This is a genomic window from Methanogenium sp. MK-MG (assembly GCF_009914725.1).
Lineage (GTDB): Archaea > Halobacteriota > Methanomicrobia > Methanomicrobiales > Methanomicrobiaceae > Methanogenium.
Window position 1 is genome coordinate 1 of record NZ_JAAAWJ010000018.1, and the last position, 18593, is coordinate 18593.

Annotated in this window: 18 protein-coding genes; 8 read left to right on the forward strand and 10 right to left on the reverse strand. The window is 55.0% G+C overall.

The window, feature by feature from the left end:
- Positions 1-51: 51 nt before the first annotated feature.
- From MKMG_RS04440 to cobT, 6 genes are all read right to left on the reverse strand, one after another.
- On the reverse strand, positions 52-1338 hold the full coding sequence (locus tag MKMG_RS04440) for an orotidine 5'-phosphate decarboxylase / HUMPS family protein (RefSeq protein WP_165076104.1): 1287 nt from the start codon (positions 1336-1338) through the stop codon (positions 52-54).
- A 65-nt stretch (positions 1339-1403) separates the two neighbouring features.
- Entirely contained in the window at positions 1404-1916 is a 513-nt protein-coding gene (locus MKMG_RS04445; protein WP_165076106.1) for a nitroreductase family protein, read from the reverse strand.
- Positions 1917-1964: 48 nt separating this feature from the next.
- Positions 1965-3173 (reverse strand): TraB/GumN family protein, encoded by a 1209-nt coding sequence (locus tag MKMG_RS04450; protein ID WP_165076109.1) that lies wholly within the window; start codon positions 3171-3173, stop codon positions 1965-1967.
- Positions 3166-3708: a YkgJ family cysteine cluster protein gene (locus tag MKMG_RS04455; RefSeq protein ID WP_165076112.1), complete on the reverse strand. Its 543-nt coding sequence runs from the start codon at positions 3706-3708 to the stop codon at positions 3166-3168. The genes MKMG_RS04450 and MKMG_RS04455 overlap by 8 nt, the downstream gene beginning before the upstream one ends.
- 5 nt (positions 3709-3713) lie before the next feature.
- A complete protein-coding gene (locus MKMG_RS04460) occupies positions 3714-4274 on the reverse strand; it encodes a GMP synthase subunit A (protein WP_165076114.1) in 561 nt (186 codons plus the stop codon).
- Positions 4275-4411: 137 nt separating this feature from the next.
- On the reverse strand, positions 4412-5422 hold the full coding sequence (cobT, locus tag MKMG_RS04465; protein WP_165076116.1) for a nicotinate mononucleotide-dependent phosphoribosyltransferase CobT: 1011 nt from the start codon (positions 5420-5422) through the stop codon (positions 4412-4414).
- A gap of 147 nt (positions 5423-5569) precedes the next feature.
- Here cobT and cobS point away from each other — a divergent pair, with 147 nt between their 5' ends.
- Positions 5570-6295 carry an adenosylcobinamide-GDP ribazoletransferase gene (gene cobS / locus MKMG_RS04470; RefSeq protein WP_165076118.1) on the forward strand — a complete coding sequence of 242 codons (726 nt, stop codon included), beginning with the start codon at positions 5570-5572 and terminating at the stop codon, positions 6293-6295.
- Positions 6296-6468: 173 nt separating this feature from the next.
- Here cobS and MKMG_RS04475 read toward each other — a convergent pair whose 3' ends face one another.
- The gene (locus MKMG_RS04475) at positions 6469-6771 is read right to left on the reverse strand and encodes a hypothetical protein (protein ID WP_165076121.1); all 303 of its coding nucleotides are present in this window, start codon (positions 6769-6771) and stop codon (positions 6469-6471) included.
- Between the two features lie 190 nt (positions 6772-6961).
- On the opposite strand from MKMG_RS04475, the gene tuf reads away from it, so the two are divergent.
- From tuf to MKMG_RS04490, 3 genes are read left to right on the forward strand one after another with little or no spacing between them, the layout of a single operon-like run.
- Positions 6962-8239: a translation elongation factor EF-1 subunit alpha gene (gene tuf / locus MKMG_RS04480; RefSeq protein ID WP_165076123.1), complete on the forward strand. Its 1278-nt coding sequence runs from the start codon at positions 6962-6964 to the stop codon at positions 8237-8239.
- 31 nt (positions 8240-8270) lie between these two features.
- Positions 8271-8579: a 30S ribosomal protein S10 gene (gene rpsJ / locus MKMG_RS04485; RefSeq protein ID WP_165076125.1), complete on the forward strand. Its 309-nt coding sequence runs from the start codon at positions 8271-8273 to the stop codon at positions 8577-8579.
- A 9-nt stretch (positions 8580-8588) separates the two neighbouring features.
- Positions 8589-10517 carry a flippase activity-associated protein Agl23 gene (locus tag MKMG_RS04490; RefSeq protein WP_165076128.1) on the forward strand — a complete coding sequence of 643 codons (1929 nt, stop codon included), beginning with the start codon at positions 8589-8591 and terminating at the stop codon, positions 10515-10517.
- A 173-nt stretch (positions 10518-10690) separates the two neighbouring features.
- Here MKMG_RS04490 and MKMG_RS04495 read toward each other — a convergent pair whose 3' ends face one another.
- From MKMG_RS04495 to MKMG_RS04505, 3 genes are all read right to left on the reverse strand, one after another.
- Positions 10691-11014 (reverse strand): hypothetical protein, encoded by a 324-nt coding sequence (locus tag MKMG_RS04495; protein WP_165076130.1) that lies wholly within the window; start codon positions 11012-11014, stop codon positions 10691-10693.
- Positions 11015-11209: 195 nt separating this feature from the next.
- Positions 11210-12328: a hypothetical protein gene (locus tag MKMG_RS04500; protein ID WP_165076133.1), complete on the reverse strand. Its 1119-nt coding sequence runs from the start codon at positions 12326-12328 to the stop codon at positions 11210-11212.
- A gap of 31 nt (positions 12329-12359) precedes the next feature.
- Entirely contained in the window at positions 12360-13538 is a 1179-nt protein-coding gene (locus tag MKMG_RS04505; RefSeq protein ID WP_165076136.1) for a tubulin/FtsZ family protein, read from the reverse strand.
- Between the two features lie 114 nt (positions 13539-13652).
- Between MKMG_RS04505 and MKMG_RS04510 the strand changes: the two genes are divergently transcribed.
- From MKMG_RS04510 to MKMG_RS04525, 4 genes are read left to right on the forward strand one after another with little or no spacing between them, the layout of a single operon-like run.
- Complete coding sequence (locus tag MKMG_RS04510) at positions 13653-14891, forward strand: NAD(P)/FAD-dependent oxidoreductase (RefSeq protein ID WP_165076138.1); 1239 nt, start codon at positions 13653-13655, stop codon at positions 14889-14891.
- Complete coding sequence (locus tag MKMG_RS04515; protein WP_165076140.1) at positions 14884-15591, forward strand: glycosyltransferase; 708 nt, start codon at positions 14884-14886, stop codon at positions 15589-15591. The genes MKMG_RS04510 and MKMG_RS04515 overlap by 8 nt, the downstream gene beginning before the upstream one ends.
- Positions 15584-16549 carry a lysylphosphatidylglycerol synthase transmembrane domain-containing protein gene (locus tag MKMG_RS04520; protein WP_165076143.1) on the forward strand — a complete coding sequence of 322 codons (966 nt, stop codon included), beginning with the start codon at positions 15584-15586 and terminating at the stop codon, positions 16547-16549. Before MKMG_RS04515 ends, MKMG_RS04520 begins: the two co-directional genes overlap by 8 nt.
- Positions 16546-18564, forward strand: a complete 2019-nt coding sequence (locus MKMG_RS04525) for a DUF2298 domain-containing protein (RefSeq protein WP_254059084.1) — start codon at positions 16546-16548, stop codon at positions 18562-18564. Before MKMG_RS04520 ends, MKMG_RS04525 begins: the two co-directional genes overlap by 4 nt.
- Positions 18565-18593 lie beyond the last annotated feature (29 nt).

An 18593-nucleotide genomic window follows, 5' to 3' on the forward strand; every position in this document is an offset into this window, starting at 1 on the left:
GGCATTCTCACCGTGTCGTAAAAAAAAGCGGCCATTTTAGGCCAGAAAATCCTATTTCTTCTCCCATTTCAGGAGTTCTGTCACCGACGCAAGGGTGGCACCCCGGCGGATCTCTTCTCTGATCCGCCGCTCGGTCTTTTTCACCTCGAGTGCCCGGCGTGCCACCTCATAGGCACGCTCACGCGGCACGACAACAACCCCCGACTCGTCTCCCACGATCCAGTCGCCGGGCCGGACCGCCTGACTGCAGCAGGTGATGCCTGCACCGATTTCGCCGAACCCCTTTGGCTCTCCGGCGTTGGGCACCACACCCGTTGCAAAGACCGGGAAGCCGTATGCCCGGATATCATCCACGTCACGGACGGGGCCGTCGATGACGATGCCTGCCACTTTGCGGTTCATGGCAGAGAGGGTCGCAAGTTCACCCCACGGCGAGACCGAGGTGTCACCGGAGTTGTTGATGACGATGACCTCGCCTGCCTCTGCCACGTCAATTGCCTCAACCGGTTTGGCCCAGTCGCCGCCGAAGGTCTGCACGGTGACTGCCGGTCCTGCCATGTGCACCCTTCCGCATATGGAGACGATACGCTGCATCGCTCCCGTGCGGTGCATCGCATCGGTCACATTGGGGGCGGAGACCTGTGAGAATATTTCCCGGATCTCCTCGTCTTTTGACCGTTGTAGCGGCGGCACAACCGACGGGTCATTGATGGCGGCCCGGATTGTTGCCGCTGAGCCCGTCACATCGTCTGACCGCACGATATTCCCGCCGACAATGACGATGGCCGCCCCTGCCGCCACCGCCTCTGCGGCCGTTGCGGCGTCAAGACCGCCCGCCACTGCCACCGGCACGCTCACTTCACCGATGATGGCAGCAAGCGTGTCAAGGGAGCTTTTGCCGATCATCTGCTGGTCGATACCCACGTGGGCGTTGATAATGTCTATCCCCAGTGCCTCAAGTTCACGGGACCGTGCTGCCGGTTTTTTGGTGTTGATGAGGTCTGCCATCAGGCGCACCCCGTAGAGGCGTGCCGCCCGCACCGCGTCACGGATGACCGCATCGTCTGCGTCTGCGAGCACACAGACAATGCTTGCACCGGCCTTTGCCGCCATCTCGACTTCCATGGTGCCGGTGTCGGCGATCTTCATGTCGGCAATGATCTCGTGGTTTGGAAACGCCTCTCTGAGGCGGCGGACGGCGTCCATTCCGGCACTTTTAATGAGCGGGGTGCCTGCTTCAATCCAGTCGGCACCGCCTGCAACCGCTTCCTGTGCGATTGGCACTGCACGGCCGGCTTCCTGTATGTCCAGGGCGACCTGCAGATGGGGAGAATTCATATCAGATGTCTGGGTATCCAAAAAAATTAAAGATTGGTATTCTTTGGCGGGCAGGAATGCAGGGCCTAATCCAGAAAGGTGTCTTTGAAGGTGACATCTTCAAATGTCTTCTTCTTCGGTGCCACCATCTTCTCTCCCATCGCGGGGTATCCGGCGGGGATGAGCGATACGAGGGTGTACTCCGGCGGCACCTTCATGAGTTCGCGCACGGCCTCGTTGTAGTCCATCTTGTCCCCTGCAACCCAGCAGGATGCAATACCGTAGGCCCAGAGACCGTGAATCAGGTTTGATGTGGCAGCACAGCAGTCTTCCACGTAGAACTTTTCGTCACGCAGGCCGAAGACGGCAAAACAGGCAGGGGCACCGGCAATGAACTTTCCGTGGCTTGCCAGTTCACCCAGTTTCTCCAGGATCTCTTTTTCCATGGTGACACCGAAGAGCCACGGCTGCCCGTTTCGGGCGGTCGGCGCGTAGCGTGCGCACTCCATTACCTGCTCAATTGCCTCCTCGGGGATGGGTTCATCCTTGTAGTTCCGGATACTGCGCCGGCCCTTGATGATGGTTGTTCCAAGATTCATATCCTAGTTTCAGTCATCACCAATATATGCTTCGTGAAACGGTCCCCGTCAGAAGGGGAGGATACCCCCGAGGTAGGTCATCAGGTTGGTGAGTCCCGCACTGAGAATCTCCCGCGGGTCGATGCCGAGGATGGGCATAATAAAGATGATATAAACAAACGTCCCGACGATGCTCCCGATATTGGCGAGTGCGGCAACAAGGACCACCTTGAATAAGGGATTCTTCCGCATATCGTTCAGGTCGTCAGCCTCTGCGATACGGCTGAAGTCAGCGGCCGACGGGCGGCGGATCTTTGCTTCCGTGATGGCCGCAAACCATCCGGCCGCCATGAAGGGGTTCAGGGACGTCATCCAGGCCACCGCAAAGGCGGTCAGTGCCGAGAACGGATGCCCTCCTGCGGCAAAGACGCCGATTGCGGCCAGTATGCCGTTGATGAGCACCCACCAGATCATTGCGGAGAGGAGCACATCAAGGCCGGCACCTGAGAACGCAATGAGTATAAGGAAGAATGCGAAGGTCGCAAGGATAAAGAACCCGATGAACTTCGCCCACGGGAAGGTCTTCGGCTGCTCGGTGAGGCTTGCCTTGCTGGGCAGGGTCTCCGGGTGCTCCAGGTAGCGGTTTATCCCCTCCCGGTGGCCGGCACCGACCACGGCAAGCACCCGATCGTATACTTTGCCAAGGTCATGGATGGCATGGGCAAGGTAAGCGTCGCGCTCGTCGATGAGTGCCGCCGCCCCTTTGGGTGCGAACCGGCGGAACTCGTCCATCGCAGCCGAGATCATATCCTGATCGGTCATCGCATCGATGTCCATCTCCTGCCCGGCCTTCCCGGCGCCGCCCACCGACCCGACCAGGGCGTAGATCATCTTCAGTTTCTCAAAGAGGGGCATCAGGTGCCAGAACCGGCTGAAGGTGATCTGTATGTCCCGGTCTGCAAGTGCTATCGGGATACCCCGTTCCTCTGCCAGTTCAACGGCGGCCATCATCTCCGCACCGGGTGAGACGCCGGTCTCCTTCCCGATGCGGCGCTGGACATAGGCAAGCAGCCACTGGGCAATAATGGCTGAGAAGTTCCCGCCTTTAAGGACGGCGTCAACGGATGGCGGTGCCGCCTCCCCCTTCAGTACCATCAGGCGGCCCCGGTCCAGTTCCACTGCAACAATCTGCGGTTCAAATGTCTCAATTGCGTCGGTCACTTCGTCGACGCTCTTCTGCGAGACATGGGCCGTCCCGACAATCTTTATATCACCCAATCCGTTTCACTCCTTCACTGTCCACGACGGCACATTCGTTTGGTTTCAGGTCCATTGCCATAAATATCTCTCTGGTGCGTTCTGCATCTACTCTCTCTGCCGCGTCCCGCCTGATACATTCCTCTGCAATCGTCTCTGCCCCGGTGCATACGGTGTTCTGCCCGATGCCCGGGCATGCGTAGACTGAGAGCGTGCCTTCTTCCAGCGCAAACGGGTATGTGCGGCAGATGAGGGGGCGGGCCTGGTAGATGGTGCACCGGTTATTTTTATCCAGAAAGATGCAGGCCTCTTCTGTCCGGCGCAGGCACCAGGCAAGGGTAAACGTCCCGCCTCCTTCTGCCGGCATCATATCGGGATAGGGCTCTGCGATCTCATCCCAGGTCAGTCCCGTGTAGTCCATCATCGCCCGGATTTCCGGGGCACTCACCAGGACGAGCATGCCGTCATCCTCTCCCCTGCTGCAGCATGCACCGCACATCAGACAGGTAAACCCGGTGGGACGGATATCATCAGCGATACGGCGGGTGTCTGTCATGGTAATCAGGCCCGGTCAAGGGTCAGGGCATTGAAATTTTCATACACACGGCATCCATCGACCGAGTGGCTGACTTCCGGGTGCCACTGTATGCCAAAGACGGGTTCTGTCTCATGTGCCATTGCCTCCACACCGCATATCTCTGATGTGGCGAGCACCCTGAACCCTTCCGGCACCTCTGCGACCTCGTCACCGTGGGATGCCCAGACCGATATGGTGTCCGGGTAGCCGGCAAGGATGGTGTCATGGTCGCTGATGGTAACTTCGATGCCGCCGAATCCGCCGGATGCACCGGGGCGGATGGTGCCGCCGCGGGCGGTGGATATGATATGCAGGCCCAGGCAGATGCCCAGAACCGGAAGACCGGTGTCGACATATGCCGGTGCATTGCCTGCACGGCTGATCTCCGGGCCGCCGCCCAGTATGATGCCGCGGCAGGAATCTGCGACCTCTGCTACAGGGACGTCGTTTTTGATCATCTTTGCGTCGATATCGTTATCCCTGAGCATCCTGAGGATGAGGTGGTTAAACTGGCCAAAGTTATTGACCACATATATGGGATGCATTTTATAGTGATTTGTTTTGTGAGGGTATATCTTTTTCAGACAGATGTTATGAAAGGGCCTGCATATCCGGCATTGATAAAAGAGGGGTGATGCCGGTGAGCACCACAAAACCGTGCGGGGCGGGCAGACTCCTTTGTTCAGGAGTAATCCTTCATAAATTCGCGTATCTTTTCCCATATGGCCACCTTCGGGTGGCCCATCATGGATGCCAGCCAGAGGGCGCCGCCGGCACCTGCCCCCTCCTTCACTTCACCGGCACAGTAGCGGGCCAGACCGGGGTGGCCGATATTCCCGAAGTCAGGGTCAACGAACCAAGCGGTGGTGCCTATTTCTGCTGCGGTATTTTCAAAGGTTGCGTCTGCGTCATCCCTGACATATACCGTGGTGGCAAGTCTGGGGGGGGTGCCACCGAGTGCCCTGACAATTGCTGCGACGGCGAGCATCTGGGTGCCACCTGCATAGACGAGGGTGCCCGGATAGGTGGCAGCGATACCGGCACAGACCGGCATCATCGGGTCGCCTGCCGCCCGGACGATGGCAAGCGGGTCAGTGATCCCCTCTTCTTTAATGCGTCCGATGACTGCACGGCAGATCTCCTCTTTTACAGATGCCGGGTGTTCCACGTGGCTGGAACTGACGCTGGCGGTGTAGCCGAGTGCCCGCAGCACACAGAGTGCGGTGGTGGTGCCGCCGGGTACACTCTCTCCTAATAAGAGGAAGTCAGACTGCGCTCCCAGAAAGCTGCCGAGGGTCTTTCCCCGGAGATAGAGTGCCTCAGCGTCAGGGACTGCATCGCCTTCCCGCGGGTCCCCGCCGCATGCTCCATACACATCAATGGCAGGATAGGTGGGAGTCCAGGCGAGACCTGCGTTCACCACAAAGGGCTGAAGGTTGCAGAGTTCGGCCATGGCGCGGGTCAGGGTGGCAGGTGTGGCGCATCCGGTAGGACTGACCGGGATCACCGGCGCGCTTGTGATCTTTCCGTTGACAATTATTTCACCGTCAAGCGCTGATGTGGCAAGCGTGAGCTCCGGTGTCGGACCTGCTGCAGAGATGCCGGGCACCGTTGATATTCTGGTGTTTCCGACCACCACGCCCATCATCGGGCGGGAAAATGGGATGTCAGGTTTCTCTGAAATGATGCTCATTACCTGACTGTTGGGTGAACGACATATTAATACTTACAAATCAGTGTAATTATATCAATTTTATTTGTGTTCGAAACAACCCTGCTTTGCCAGTGAAATGAGGATAAAAAGGCAGTTATAGCCCGATAGTAAATCAAGGAATATACGATGATAATTTTCGAAGCGCTTCGTGCGATGCTCCAGTTTACGACAATTCTCCCGGTGGGCAGACGTGCCGACTATGACGCGTTTGCCCGTCATGCCTACCTCCTGCCCCTCTCCGGCTACCTCGTCGGGGGTATTGCAGGGCTCTCTGCCATGCTCTTTGCAGAACCGCAGATTGCAGGTGCCGTTGCGCTCGCAGTCGCCCTGGTTTTGACCGGTTTTAATCACTTCGACGGTCTCTGTGATCTGGGCGACGGCATGATGGCCCACGGGAGCAGGGAGAAACGTGTGACGGCACTCACGGACCGCACGCTCGGGGCGGGTGCCGTCGGGGCAGCAGTGGTCGTCATGCTGCTTGCCTACGCAGGCATCACCTCGGTCACCTGTATTGCCGGTGCGATTGTCATTGCAGAGGTGATGGGGAAGTTTGTACAGGTGCTTCTCATTGCCACCGGCCGTCCCTTCCGTGACGGTATGTTCTCCTATATCCATACATTTGCGCGCTGGTGGTTCATTCCACTCTCCGGCCTGCTGGTTTTGCCGCTCCTTCTTTTGCCGGTCAGCCTGGTCTTTGCAGGGGCTGCGGTGGCAGCAGCGCTCCTGACAGCAGGTCTGCTCCTGATGGTAACAGGGTGTCTCTTCGGCGGGGTGAACGGGGATATTATCGGCGCGTCCCATGAACTGACGCGCTGTATGGTGCTCCTCGCCCTTGCGGTCACCGGTTTCTGATCCGGGATGCTCACGGGGTTGTGATGATGCCGCGCAGGATGGGAATGCGGTGCGGAATATATGCACGGTTCCCCATCGGGTGTATTACCACCACAGGCACCTCATGGAATGCCCGAAATCGCGCAGGTCCGGCACATAAAAAATGTAAAAATTATTTCGGGAGGGAACTATTGTCAGGAATACAGTGACCGGAACCCTTCGTTTTTGTCGTCACTGCAGAGGAGGGCGCTCCCATCCCTGATGAAGAGATTAAACGTCATTGCGGCATTCTGGAGCTCGTCATCCCCTCCCCTGCCAACTTTCATATCTTCAATTATCTGTTTCTGCGGGTTTGGCATCTCACGGCGCCCGACGACGACACCTTCACAGTGGGCACAGAATGCGCACCTGCTGTACACGGACACTTCTTTCTCTTCGGCACACGTGACCTTCACCATATCGTTCGGGCCGGTTCTGTTCAGTGGCAACGTCTTCATCCTAAGATTTAGGTGGAATTTGATGTCATATCAGGATGCCGGTTGGCAGGGAATCCTTGCTGTACATCCAGTGGCACTTCCACTGAAGAAATCATTTATATACCTACCTATCCTATTAATAATACTCGTATCAAAGCGACCGGGCAGACGTCTAACGAGCCCATCCTTACGATTTGGAGGTTATTGAAATATGGCACCAGCTAAGCCACACATGAATCTTGCCGTGGTCGGCCACATTGACCATGGTAAGTCAACAACTGTCGGGCGACTCCTCTTTGAGACAGGAGCAGTCCCTGCACACATTATTGAGAACTACCGCAAGGAAGCAGAGTCAAAGGGCAAGGGCTCATTTGAGTTCGCATGGGTTATGGACAACCTCAAGGAAGAGCGTGAACGTGGTATTACCATCGATATCGCACACAAGAGGTTCGACACCGACAAGTTCTACTTTACCATTGTAGACTGCCCGGGTCACCGTGACTTTGTCAAGAACATGATCACCGGTGCATCACAGGCTGACGCAGCACTCCTCATTGTTGCAGCACCTGACGGCCCAATGGAGCAGACAAAGGAACACGTCTTCCTGTGCCGTACCCTTGGCATCAACCAGCTCATCATTGGCATCAACAAGATGGATGCATCAAAATACAGTGAAGAGCGCTACAATGAAGTGAAGAAAGATCTCTCCAACCTCATTAAGATGGTCGGTTACAAGCCGGATGACATCCACTTTATCCCGATGTCCTCATTCGTTGGTGACAACATCGCCACCCGCTCTGCAAACACTCCGTGGTACAAGGGAGTGACACTGCTTGAGAGTCTTGACACTCTGGTAGCACCTGAGCTTCCAACCACTCTTCCGTTCCGCCTCCCAATCCAGGATGTATACTCCATCTCCGGTATCGGAACAGTTCCCGTCGGGCGTGTTGAGACCGGTATCATGAAGAAGGGAATGAAAGTCTCTTTCATGCCGGCAAATGTGACAGGAGAAATCAAGTCCATTGAGATGCACCACGAAGAGCATGATCAGGCACTGCCTGGTGACAATGTCGGGTTCAATGTCCGTGGTGTCGGCAAGAACGACATCCGCCGTGGTGACGTCTGTGGTCCTGCAGAGAAGCCTCCGTCAGTTGCAGAGGAATTCATTGCACAGATCGTGGTGCTTCACCACCCGAGTGCAATCACCGTCGGATACACTCCGGTCTTCCACTGCCACACCACGCAGACTGCATGCACATTCATGGAACTTCAGAAGAAACTCGATCCGCGCACCGGTCAGGTCAAAGAAGAGAACCCCACCTTCCTCAAGACCGGCGATGCAGCAATCGTTAAGTTCCGCCCGGTCAGCCCCATGGTCATTGAGAATATCAAAGAGATCCCACAGCTGGGTCGCTTTGCAATCCGTGATATGGGATCAACTATTGCAGCAGGCATGTGCATTGAAGTCATTGCCAAAGATATGAGATAATCTTTATTCTCATACATTTTTGGTGATAAATATGCAGAAAGCCCGAATTCGTCTTTCAGGAACAGACTTCCACCAAGTTGAGATGGTCTGTGATCGTATCAGAGAAATTGCAGAACGTACTGGCGTAAACCTCGCAGGTCCGATTCCTCTGCCCACAAAGCGCATGGTCGTCCCGATTCGCAAGAGTCCGGACGGTGAGGGAACAGCAACCTGGGATCGCTGGCAGATGCGTGTGCATAAACGCCTCATCGACCTTGATGCAGATGAGCGTGCACTGCGCCAGCTGATGCGCATTCAGGTGCCAAAAGACATCGCCATTGAAATCGTTCTGGAGAACTAAGGGTGCGGCGTGGAAGCCGTAGATTCCTCTCCAACATTTCTCGGTAGGCTACGCTTTGAACATCTGTTTATTGTAATCTTCATTATCGCGCTAATTCTGCGCTTTCTTCTTCTTGACCTGAAACTCTTTCATCATGACGAGGCAGTGCATGCCTGGTTCTCGTTTAAACTGCTGACCGAAGGTGTCTATGTATATGATCCGATCTATCACGGGCCGCTTCTGTATTATACGACCGCGGGTATGTTCGCCCTCTTTGGCGATTCTGATCTGATCGGACGGATTATACCCGCGCTCTTAGGATCTCTGATGGTGCTTCTCGTCTGGCCGATACACCGGCTGGGATACCTTGGGAGGCGTAGCGCCCTTATTGCTGCGTTATTCCTTGCCATATCTCCGGATATGGTCTACTTCTCCCGTTTCCTGCGCAATGATATATTCATCGCGTTTTTTTCCCTGCTCCTTGTGGTGGCACTCCTGTACTATCTTGAGTACGGGCAGCGCCGCTATGTCATTGTGGCAGCCCTTGCAGCAGGACTGGGCTGCTGTTCAAAGGAGAATATGCCCCTCATCCTGATGGTCTTCGGGGTCTTCCTCATCGCAGCAGTGCTGCTGAAGTGGGTGCACCTGAAGAAGGGATGGTGGATGGACTTCATCCTTGGTGCTGTGGTGATGCTGGCCGTGGGTTCGCTGTTCTATTCATCGTTCGGTGCACATCCCGAGGTGTTGTGGACAGGTGCGTTCCAGGCCATTGAACACTGGACAGCGATGTCGTCCCAGCAGCGTCTGGGCGGGCCGCCGTATTTCTATATCCTGCTCTTCCTGCTCTATGAGGTGCCCATATACCTCCTGGCACTGGTGGGAACCGTGCAGGCAGCTCTCTGTGCCCTCTTCCTCTGGAAACAGAGACAGCAGTCAGCAGAATCAGAAGTATCTTCCGGGGCAGTGACCGGGGAAGACGATGATACGCTCTGCAAAACCGGTCTCCCGGAGTTTGATGAAGACAGGGCAGAGAGTTGCAGCATGCCTGTTCTGTCGGAAGTGACGGATGTTACGACAACAGAACATGCCGGGATATCATATTATGAATCAGATGCTGAACCTGAATCAGATACGGGATTAAATACAGAATCCGGATCAGAATTCGAATCAAAACCCGCCGAACCTGCAGTCAGTCAGGCAGATGCAGCAGATGAAGTGGCAGCCACTCCGGCCCAAACAGAGAGCAGAGTATCACTTCTCTTCTCCCGGGCGGGTGCCCTCTGCCATGGTGCAGATACTCCGGGATTTGACCGCCACCTTGGCTTTACCCTCTTCTGTATATGGTGGATGTGTGCGTCACTCGGCATCTATGCCATCATCGGTGAGAAGGTGCCGTGGCTGATTTTGCATCAGCTCCTTCCGATGATCTTTGTGGCGGCATTTTTAATGACACGCAAAAAGGCGATACTGGCTCTCGCGCTGTCCGTCTTCCTCATCGTGATGATGGCGCATGTCGCCTTCACTCCTGCCGATATCAATGAACCGATTGTGCAGGTGCAGAACTCTGAGGAGTTGCGGGAACTCTTCCGCCTCATCGACGCAGGGAATAAGTCTGCGGTGACGACAGAGGGTGTATGGCCGCTGCCGTGGTACTACCGTGGCGAGCGTGCGGAGAAAATAACCTATCTCTCGTCTGTGGCCGACAATCCGGATTATTTTGCAGACGGGACGTATGACGTCATCGTATCCGGCAGTCCGGACGGATTTTCTAACGTAACAGGGTATCTGCGAAGAGATGTTATCCGGCAGAGTTACTGGTTCTCCATCTATGACAACGGAGACCGGCTGGCCGCATACTATTTCTTACGCGACGGAAAACTGGGCAGTGTGAACTGGAATATCTTTGTTCCCAAAAACACCATTTCGGGAACGGATATTCCGGTGAATGCTACGGCCTGACGGGTTTTCCTTTTTCACGTTCTCTTTTTTTTCTCCGGTCATTTTGGTTTGAAAATTTTTCAGCAATGTTTCCCCTACTGTCGCATGGTATCACTATTAACTGAAAATGAAATAACTGGTTGAGGATGCATTCTTCTAAAAAAGGATTGATTTAATTGTAAGTCTGGAGTGAATCAGTCCGACAATGAATATTTTTTTAACATTTTATCTATATCATCATCTTTTTCAGGATTTGGCATATAGATTTTTGGTTCAAGTTTACTTTCAAGCGCATATTTCCTCTCAATATAGGAATTCTCAATGGATTTTTGCACGCACCGATTATACTCCTCCAGTGTATAAATTCCACTAAAATAATCTTCAGTTTGAGGTACTGATATCCGGTTTTTTACAAACACCAATAATTGATAGAGCATTTTGTCCTCTGGCGTCAATTCGGCATCAGATCTAATTTTTTCACAAAATGTTTCAACATTTTTTTCACTTTCAAGAACCATAGGTTGAGTTATCTATTTTTATCATATATATTGTGCTCAGATAAAATACGATTCAACTTAAAGATAGAAATGGAGAAAATTATATTGCCATCACTATGCGTCAGATAAAAACACGTTTTCTTAACAGACAATGAAAGAAAAAAAACAGCTTCAAAAAAACAGTAGAATTAACTGAATAAAAAAAATTCGGGACGGTTATCCCAGCTCATCCCATTTGTTGAACCGTCGGTATATGACAAATCCGATGCCTGCAATGACGACAACGACCACAATGATGATGACATATGTCCCGAGTCCGCTGAAGTCAGGAAGCAGCCCGCCTTCGCCGATATCCTCTCTCAGTTCGGTGGACATCGCAAGCGCTTCATTTGCTGTCAGCTGTGCCTCGTTTGCATTCAGGCGCGACTGGTAGTAATCCTTATTGTCACGGAAATCTTTTGCCTGTGACAACTTTGTCTCTGCGAGAGCCACCTTATTCTGGATAGCGGTAACACGGGTGTCGCCTGACATGCTCCGGTTGTTGATGAAATAGCTGACATCACCGTTCACCTTGTCGATGGTCACCTGTGCACCATCAATGAGTTTGCTGGCGTAGGCATCCTCCAGGCTGGCTTCTGCCTGTTCAATGATTGTTCCCGCATCAGCGAGCAGCACATTTGCCTGTGAGTAGCCGGCGGTCTTTGACTGATCGACTTTGTCGTCCGCCTGTTGGTAGAGCTGTTCGGCCTGTGCGACATTCACACCGAGTGCGGTATACTCATCAATCGATGTACGGAGCTCTCTGATCTGCTCTTCGCGGAGATCCCGTGTCTTGTCGACATCCCCGGGGTTGATCACCGTGCGTTCAATGAGCAACTCATTGCCGGGCCAGACTTTGCCGTCCTCATCCAGCTGACGCAGGCGGAAGAGGGCGGTTTCAGAGGTCTGTGTGACTGAAGGCACCTTGCCGGAAAGGGCATAGTCAATCGTCACGTCATTCTCATCCGGGTATGAAAGGTCCCATCCAAGGAGGCGCAGATACCGGCTGCTGGTCTGTTTCGGTATGCCCTGTTTATTCACCAGAACTGTATAATCCCATTCCGGATCCTCAAGTTCGGTGTATGCCTCAAGCTCCTCTTTGGGATTAAAAGTGCCTTTCTCGCCGCTGCCAGTCAGTTTGACGACAACATGGGCAGTGACCTGTTCCCCGGGTGCAAGGTCGCCGGATGCCGGTTTCACTTCTGTAACGATCTCAACAAAATTTGCTGCCGCTGCACCCTGCACAAGGCAGAGTGCGAGTATTAATGAAAGTAGTAGTGTAAATCCCCGTTTCATGGTGTGTCTCACCTGATTTATCTGATTATTATTATTCAAAGAGCGGATCAATCTCGTCTCCGTCGAACATGGATGAACGACGTTCTTTGGACTTGACTACATCCTCCTTTGTTTCTTTTGCAATTTCCATCAGTTCACGGATACGCGGTGCGTCTCCGATAGTGGCAAGCACAACCACCGCAGCCACCTTTGAACTCTCTGTCGGATAGTCGCCACCACGGACTTCAACACCCGCGATGTTCTCTTCCACCCATGATTTGGACTTCTCGACCCCTTTGCGATCCATCTCGCCGGGGGGACCTGCTATCAGCACGAGTGCACGTTCAGCAGTGGTGTAATCACATGGCATGGTCAGGCGGCCCAGCATCGCACGGCGTACAAGCCCAATGATCTTTGCAGATTTGTCTTCGCCGGTGAGTACTTCCTCTGCTGCTTCACGCTTCTTCAGACCCCTCAGCAGGCCACCTGCAAAACCCTGTTTCTGCCTGGTGCTCTTGCTGACGGTTTCAGAGACTGCATATCCGACACTGCTCATTCCACCGCCCCGGAGGGTGTTGATGATCTCACTCGAATCAACAACCATCTCCCCGACACCTGCCTTACTGACCTCGCCTGCACGGAATAACACTCCGAATCTGCGGACGATCTCGTCATTGAGGCGCTGGTAGGCACCGCGGACACTTTCACCCTCATTCTTCCATGCACTGTTGTCAAACAGGAAGGTGTTGTCAGCTTCATTCACCAGTGTTGACAGACTGCGGGCCGCATTGTAGGAGTAGAGCCTCCCCTCCTCAGGTGCAGGAAGAATGCCCAGGGCATAGACCGGTTCACGGTAAATTCGTTTAAGGTGACGTGCCAGCACCGGTGATCCACCTGATCCCGTACCTCCGCCAAGACCGGCACAGATAACAAATGCATCAATGTCGTGGGTGCCGCGGTTGTCGATGATGTTGATGATGCTGTCAATTTCATCTGCGGTGATTTTTGCTCCGGTTACATTGTCAGTGCCGACTCCATGGCCTTTGACCACGGTCTGTCCAATGAGGATGCGGTCTTTGAGCTCGATATTGTCGAGACCCATAAGATCCGTCCGTGCAGTATTCACCACAATCCCCCGGAAGCTCCTTATCGGTGCCTTCTTGTCCTGTTCTATAAACATGTCGACAATTTTTCCGCCTGCCTGGCCGAATCCTATGAAAAAAACTCTCATCTGTGAACACCATCTAATCGAATGAAGATAATCGCTTCTTCAGATTATAAAACATGTTTCTTTCATAACTTCAAAAACTTTCTTATGCCAATTCTTGTTAATAATAGATGTATAATGAGAATCTGCATCATAGGCGGGGGATTAACCGGTCTTTCTGCCGCATATCGTCTCTCCGGTACGCATTCCGTTGATGTACTGGAGGCCTCAGCAGAGGCCGGCGGACTCCTCTCCTCCTCTCCGGTCCGGGATACCTTTATTGAGCAGTATTATCACCACTGTTTCTCCGGTGATGCGCATCTCCTGGCGCTCATGGATGAATTAGGCCTCACAGCAGATCTCACCTGGCTCAGCGGGAGCACCGGTTACTTCAGCGAAGGACACATATATCCGCTGACTACACCCTTTGAGATTCTTCGTTATCCGCTTCTCACGCTGCGTGATAAATTCAGGCTCGGTCTTCTGACACTCAGGGCAGGGAAATATCAGGCCTCATCCTATGATGATATGACGGCAGACGAGTTTATTCTGGACACCTGTGGGCGGCATGCCTATGAATCATTCTTTGCACCTCTGTTGCGCAGCAAATTCGGGGACCGGCGCCATGAGGTATCGGCCGCCTGGCTGATATCACGGATTGCCATCCGTTCAGACCGCGGCCCGCAGGGGGAACGGCTGGGATATCTGCGGCATGGCTACCAGAGTCTGATCACTGCACTCTCTGATGCGGTGCAGAGAAATGGCGGGGCCATTCATACCGGCACACCTGCCCGTTCCCTGGAAAAAACAGAGGACGGGACATGGATGGTCAACGGGACCACCTATGATGCAGTCGTCTCAACGGTCCGGCCCTCCGTTCTCACCGCTCTGGGCGGCCCTTCCCTCCCTGACATACCGTATCAGGGGGCCGCCTGCGTGACACTGGGCCTCTCCCGTGATGTACTGCAGGGCATATACTGGGTCAATGTCAAGGATGAGGCTCCGTATGGTGCTGTCATCGGGCACACCAACTTTGCTCCCATTGAGTGGTACGGAGAACACATCGTCTACCTGGCATCATACTTCCGGGAAGACCTGCCGGAGGATCATGAAGAACGGATGATCACAGATTTCTGTGAACGATTCGGTGTCTCCCGTGACGAGATCCGCTGGCATCATATGACCAGTGATACCGCGGCAGGGCCGGTATACGTCACCGGATACCGGAATATCATCCCTCCGTATGAGGTGGACGGCATATACTGCGCCGGTATGTTCTCCCCCCCGAATTACCCGGAACGGAGTATGGAAGGGTCAGTGGTCGCAGCACAGGCCATTGTGAATCTGATCACGTCCCCGGAGGCGGCCCGTGACTGAATATGAAGTCTGTGCCATCCTCCCGGTATACAATGACCGTGAGGCGCTTGAGACAGCCATTCCCCGTTCCATTGAGGTGCTCAGCGGCATCACGGACTCATTCCTGCTGGCGGTGGCAGAAGACGGCAGCACAGACGGCAGCGCGGAGTTTGTGCATGAATGGGAAGAGAAAGACTCCCGCGTCAGGCTCTTCCATGCAGACGAACGCCTCGGCCGGGGGACTGCCCTTGCCCGTGTCATCCGTGCGGTGGATGCGGAGATTGTCTGTTACTATGATGTGGATCTCGCAACCGACATGGCACATCTGCCCGCACTGGTGCAGGCCATCAGGGACGGCAGTGATGTGGCGACCGGGTCGCGCCTGATGCCGGAGAGTGACATTGTGCGCACACAGGGGCGTGAAGTGGCGAGCCGGGGGTATAATTTTCTGGTGCGGACCGTGCTGAAGAGCAGGCTCTATGACCACCAGTGCGGGTTCAAGGCATTCCGGCGGACCCGCATCCTCCCGCTGCTGGACACCATTGAGGCGCCCCACTGGTTCTGGGACACCGAACTTCTTGTCCGGGCGCAGAAGACGGGATACCAAATAACAGAATTCCCTGTGCGCTGGCGGACCAGTGACAAGACGACGGTCAGATTCAGTGACGTGTACGGGATGGGAACAGCGATATTTCATCTGAGGCGGCACCTGAATGATTAAAAAGGCCGCGGCCATTGTGCTGCCCACCATTCTTGCAGTCGGCATCATTGCATACATGCTCTACCGGGTATGGGATGACCTTCTTGTCGCCGTCCAGAATGCGGTCTGGTCCTATCTTGTTCTTGCAGTAGTCATCTGTGTCGCTGCATGGTTTCTTCGCGGCTTCCGGTACCGTTCCATTCTTGCCAGCCTCGCAGTTTCTGTCTCCATCTGGCTCTCCACGGCCTGTATATATCTCTCGCAGACAGCAAACCTCATCGTCCCGGCACGTCTGGGCGACCTGATCAGGCTCTTTATACTGAAGCATGAGGCAGATGCGACATACACCAGCGGCCTCTCGTCTGTGGTGGTGGAGCGGTTCTTTGACATCGTGACAATCGCTCTTCTGGGTGCGGTGACGCTTCCCTTTGTCTTGAATGTCCCTGACTGGTTTATCACCGTCATATACGTGGCGCTTGCCCTCTGCGGTATCTTTGTGGTGGTGCTCTTCTCGGTGGGAAGGCTCCGGTCCGAGAACAAATATCTTAAAATAGGCATTGACCTGCTCAACCAGGTGAAGCAGGCCTCCCTCTCGGCGAAGGGCATCGTCGGTCTCTCGGCCCTTTCCATCGTGATATGGCTGACCGATGTGGCGATCTGCTATGTGATTGCCCTGATGTTCGGTGCGGCCGTCCCGTTTGTGGTGGTCACGCTTGCGATTGTCATCGGCAACCTCGTCAAGGCGGTGCCGCTGACACCCGGTGGTGTCGGCACCTATGAGGTCGCCGTCGCACTGACGCTCTCGCTTGCGGGTGTGGACCCTGCGGTTGCAACCCTCATCGCCGTCATCGACCACCTTGTGAAGAATGGTGTCACACTTGCAGGTGGTGTGGTCTCGCTCTATGTCTTTGGCGACTGGGCAGTCACTCTCCTGCGCCGTGCCTTCTCGCACTCCCTGGATGTATCGGAGGTAAAATGATCGGGGCGATGGAACAGGCAGCGAGTCTCATTCTCTGGCTGCTTGTCCTGAAGGTGCTTCAGGTCGCGCTCTGGCCGGCCCTTTCCGGTGCGTTCGGCCGGTTTGCCTACCCGGTCTCCTATCCATTGTCATTTCTGCTCTTTGGGGGCATCAGCTGGTATCTGGGTCTTGTCCGTCTCCCGGTGCAGGCGGCAGTGATTCCGTTCCTGTTCATCATCGGCTACTATGCTGCCACCGGGTGGTACACCCGTGAGAGATTTACCGGTGTCTGGAAATGGGACGCAGCATTTCTGCTCTGTTTTGTCTTCATGACCGAGGTCCGGTTCTTCAACCCCATGATCTCCTATGCCGAGAAGTTCATGGATCATGCTTTCCTCGCGTCCGTGATGCGTGCGCCGGTGGTCGCTCCTGCTGACCCGTGGTTTGCAGGGGGGTCGCTCGGTGTCTACTACTACCTCGGACACTGGATGATGGGGGTAACAGGCATCCTCTCCGGCACCCCGTCGCAGGTTGCCTTTAATCTCATGCTGCCGACGGTCTTTGCCAATGCGGCAGTCTCCCTCTACGCCGTGGGTCACCTGCTCCTGACCCGCTTCCGGGCACTCCCGGTGGCGGCACTCTTTCTGGTCAACCCCTCGTTTATCGTTCAGGTAGTCCTGGGTGCCGATGCCCACGGTGTGCTCTGGAACTCCACCCGCACCATCGCTGACACCATCAATGAGTATCCGCTCTTCTCATTTCTCTGGGGCGACCCCCATGCCCATGTCATCTCGCTCTTCGTTCAGGCGCTCTTCATCTTCCTCATGCTCTACATCCTGCATGAATGGGGTGGTCTCTCTGAACGGAGCCGGTGGGTCTGTCTGGGCGCAGCCGCCCTCACGCTGGGCGTGATGCCGGGGACGAATTCCTGGGATGTCCTCGTCTATGCCCCCCTGCTGCTGGCGGTGGGGGCTCTCATCTGGTACCGGGCCAAAGATGCCACGGTGCCGGACCCGTATCCCTGGCGCCTCTTTCTCGTCTGTCCGGTCGTCTCCATCCTCGCGTTTGCCCCCTATTACCTGATGCTCACGACCCAGGGCATCGCAGGCATCGGCATCGTGCCGGTCCCCTCCACAGTGCCGGAGTTCATGCTGGTCTACGGATTTTTCATCGCGGTCTTCTGGTGCGCCATATTCCGTGACATACGGGAGACGCCCTGGCTGCTCCTTGTGCTCGTGCCCTTTGTGCTCACCGGGTATACGGCCGCAGGTCTTGCCGCCGTGCCGCTCATTGCCCTTCTGCTGCGGCGCACCTTCCTTCCCGCAGAGGTGATCTCCGTATTCGGGCTGGGTGTGCTGATCTTCACCGAACTTTTCTATCTTATTGACGGCATGGGGGACGTCTACTACCGGATGAATACCGTATTCAAACTCGGCCTTGTCGCCTGGATGATGATGAGCACCGGTGCCTTCCTCTGGCTGGGGGAGTGGCTGGCGCAGCTCTTCAAAGACCGGCCCGCACCGGCGTGGGCTGTCCGCGCCGGCGCCGGTGCCATCGTTCTCCTCCTGGTCTGTGCGCCGGTGGCCATTCCTGACCTGACATACGGCTATGGCGGAAAGACTTTGGACGGACTTGCCTGGGTGGAGACTGCTCATCCCGGTGATGCTGCCGCGGTGGCATACCTATCAGCCCTGCCGGGAAACGTCACCATCGTTGAGGCCGAGGGCGGGGATTACGCATACTACTCCCGCATGTCGTCGTTCACGGGCATCCCTGCAGTCATCGGCATGCCGTTTCACGAGACGATGTGGCGGGGCCACGATGCTGGTGTTTCGCAGCGCGCGGCCGATGTGCGGATGATCTATGAAGACCCGTCCCGTTCGCCGTCACTGCTTGCCGCCTACGGGGTGGACTATCTGGTGCTGGGGGATACAGAAAACGAGCACTATACTGTCCGGCTTCCTGACGCTGTCCTGGAAGAGGCATTTTCAGAAAACGGGACCACAGTATACCGCGTTCTGACGCCTTCTGCCTGAATTCAGAAGGAATTCTGAGCGGGCGGAAG

Bases quoted from the DNA above. Each gene is read 5' to 3' on its own strand.
- MKMG_RS04440 (WP_165076104.1), bottom strand. From the start codon at position 1,338: ATGAATTCTCCCCATCTGCAGGTCGCCCTGGACATACAGGAAGCCGGC.
- MKMG_RS04445 (WP_165076106.1), bottom strand. From the start codon at position 1,916: ATGAATCTTGGAACAACCATCATCAAGGGCCGGCGCAGTATCCGGAAC.
- MKMG_RS04455 (WP_165076112.1), bottom strand. From the start codon at position 3,708: ATGACAGACACCCGCCGTATCGCTGATGATATCCGTCCCACCGGGTTT.
- MKMG_RS04460 (WP_165076114.1), bottom strand. From the start codon at position 4,274: ATGCATCCCATATATGTGGTCAATAACTTTGGCCAGTTTAACCACCTC.
- cobT (WP_165076116.1), bottom strand. From the start codon at position 5,422: ATGAGCATCATTTCAGAGAAACCTGACATCCCATTTTCCCGCCCGATG.
- cobS (WP_165076118.1), top strand. From the start codon at position 5,570: ATGATAATTTTCGAAGCGCTTCGTGCGATGCTCCAGTTTACGACAATT.
- MKMG_RS04475 (WP_165076121.1), bottom strand. From the start codon at position 6,771: ATGAAGACGTTGCCACTGAACAGAACCGGCCCGAACGATATGGTGAAG.
- tuf (WP_165076123.1), top strand. From the start codon at position 6,962: ATGGCACCAGCTAAGCCACACATGAATCTTGCCGTGGTCGGCCACATT.
- rpsJ (WP_165076125.1), top strand. From the start codon at position 8,271: ATGCAGAAAGCCCGAATTCGTCTTTCAGGAACAGACTTCCACCAAGTT.
- MKMG_RS04495 (WP_165076130.1), bottom strand. From the start codon at position 11,014: ATGGTTCTTGAAAGTGAAAAAAATGTTGAAACATTTTGTGAAAAAATT.
- MKMG_RS04500 (WP_165076133.1), bottom strand. From the start codon at position 12,328: ATGAAACGGGGATTTACACTACTACTTTCATTAATACTCGCACTCTGC.
- MKMG_RS04505 (WP_165076136.1), bottom strand. From the start codon at position 13,538: ATGAGAGTTTTTTTCATAGGATTCGGCCAGGCAGGCGGAAAAATTGTC.
- MKMG_RS04510 (WP_165076138.1), top strand. From the start codon at position 13,653: ATGAGAATCTGCATCATAGGCGGGGGATTAACCGGTCTTTCTGCCGCA.
- MKMG_RS04520 (WP_165076143.1), top strand. From the start codon at position 15,584: ATGATTAAAAAGGCCGCGGCCATTGTGCTGCCCACCATTCTTGCAGTC.
- MKMG_RS04525 (WP_254059084.1), top strand. From the start codon at position 16,546: ATGATCGGGGCGATGGAACAGGCAGCGAGTCTCATTCTCTGGCTGCTT.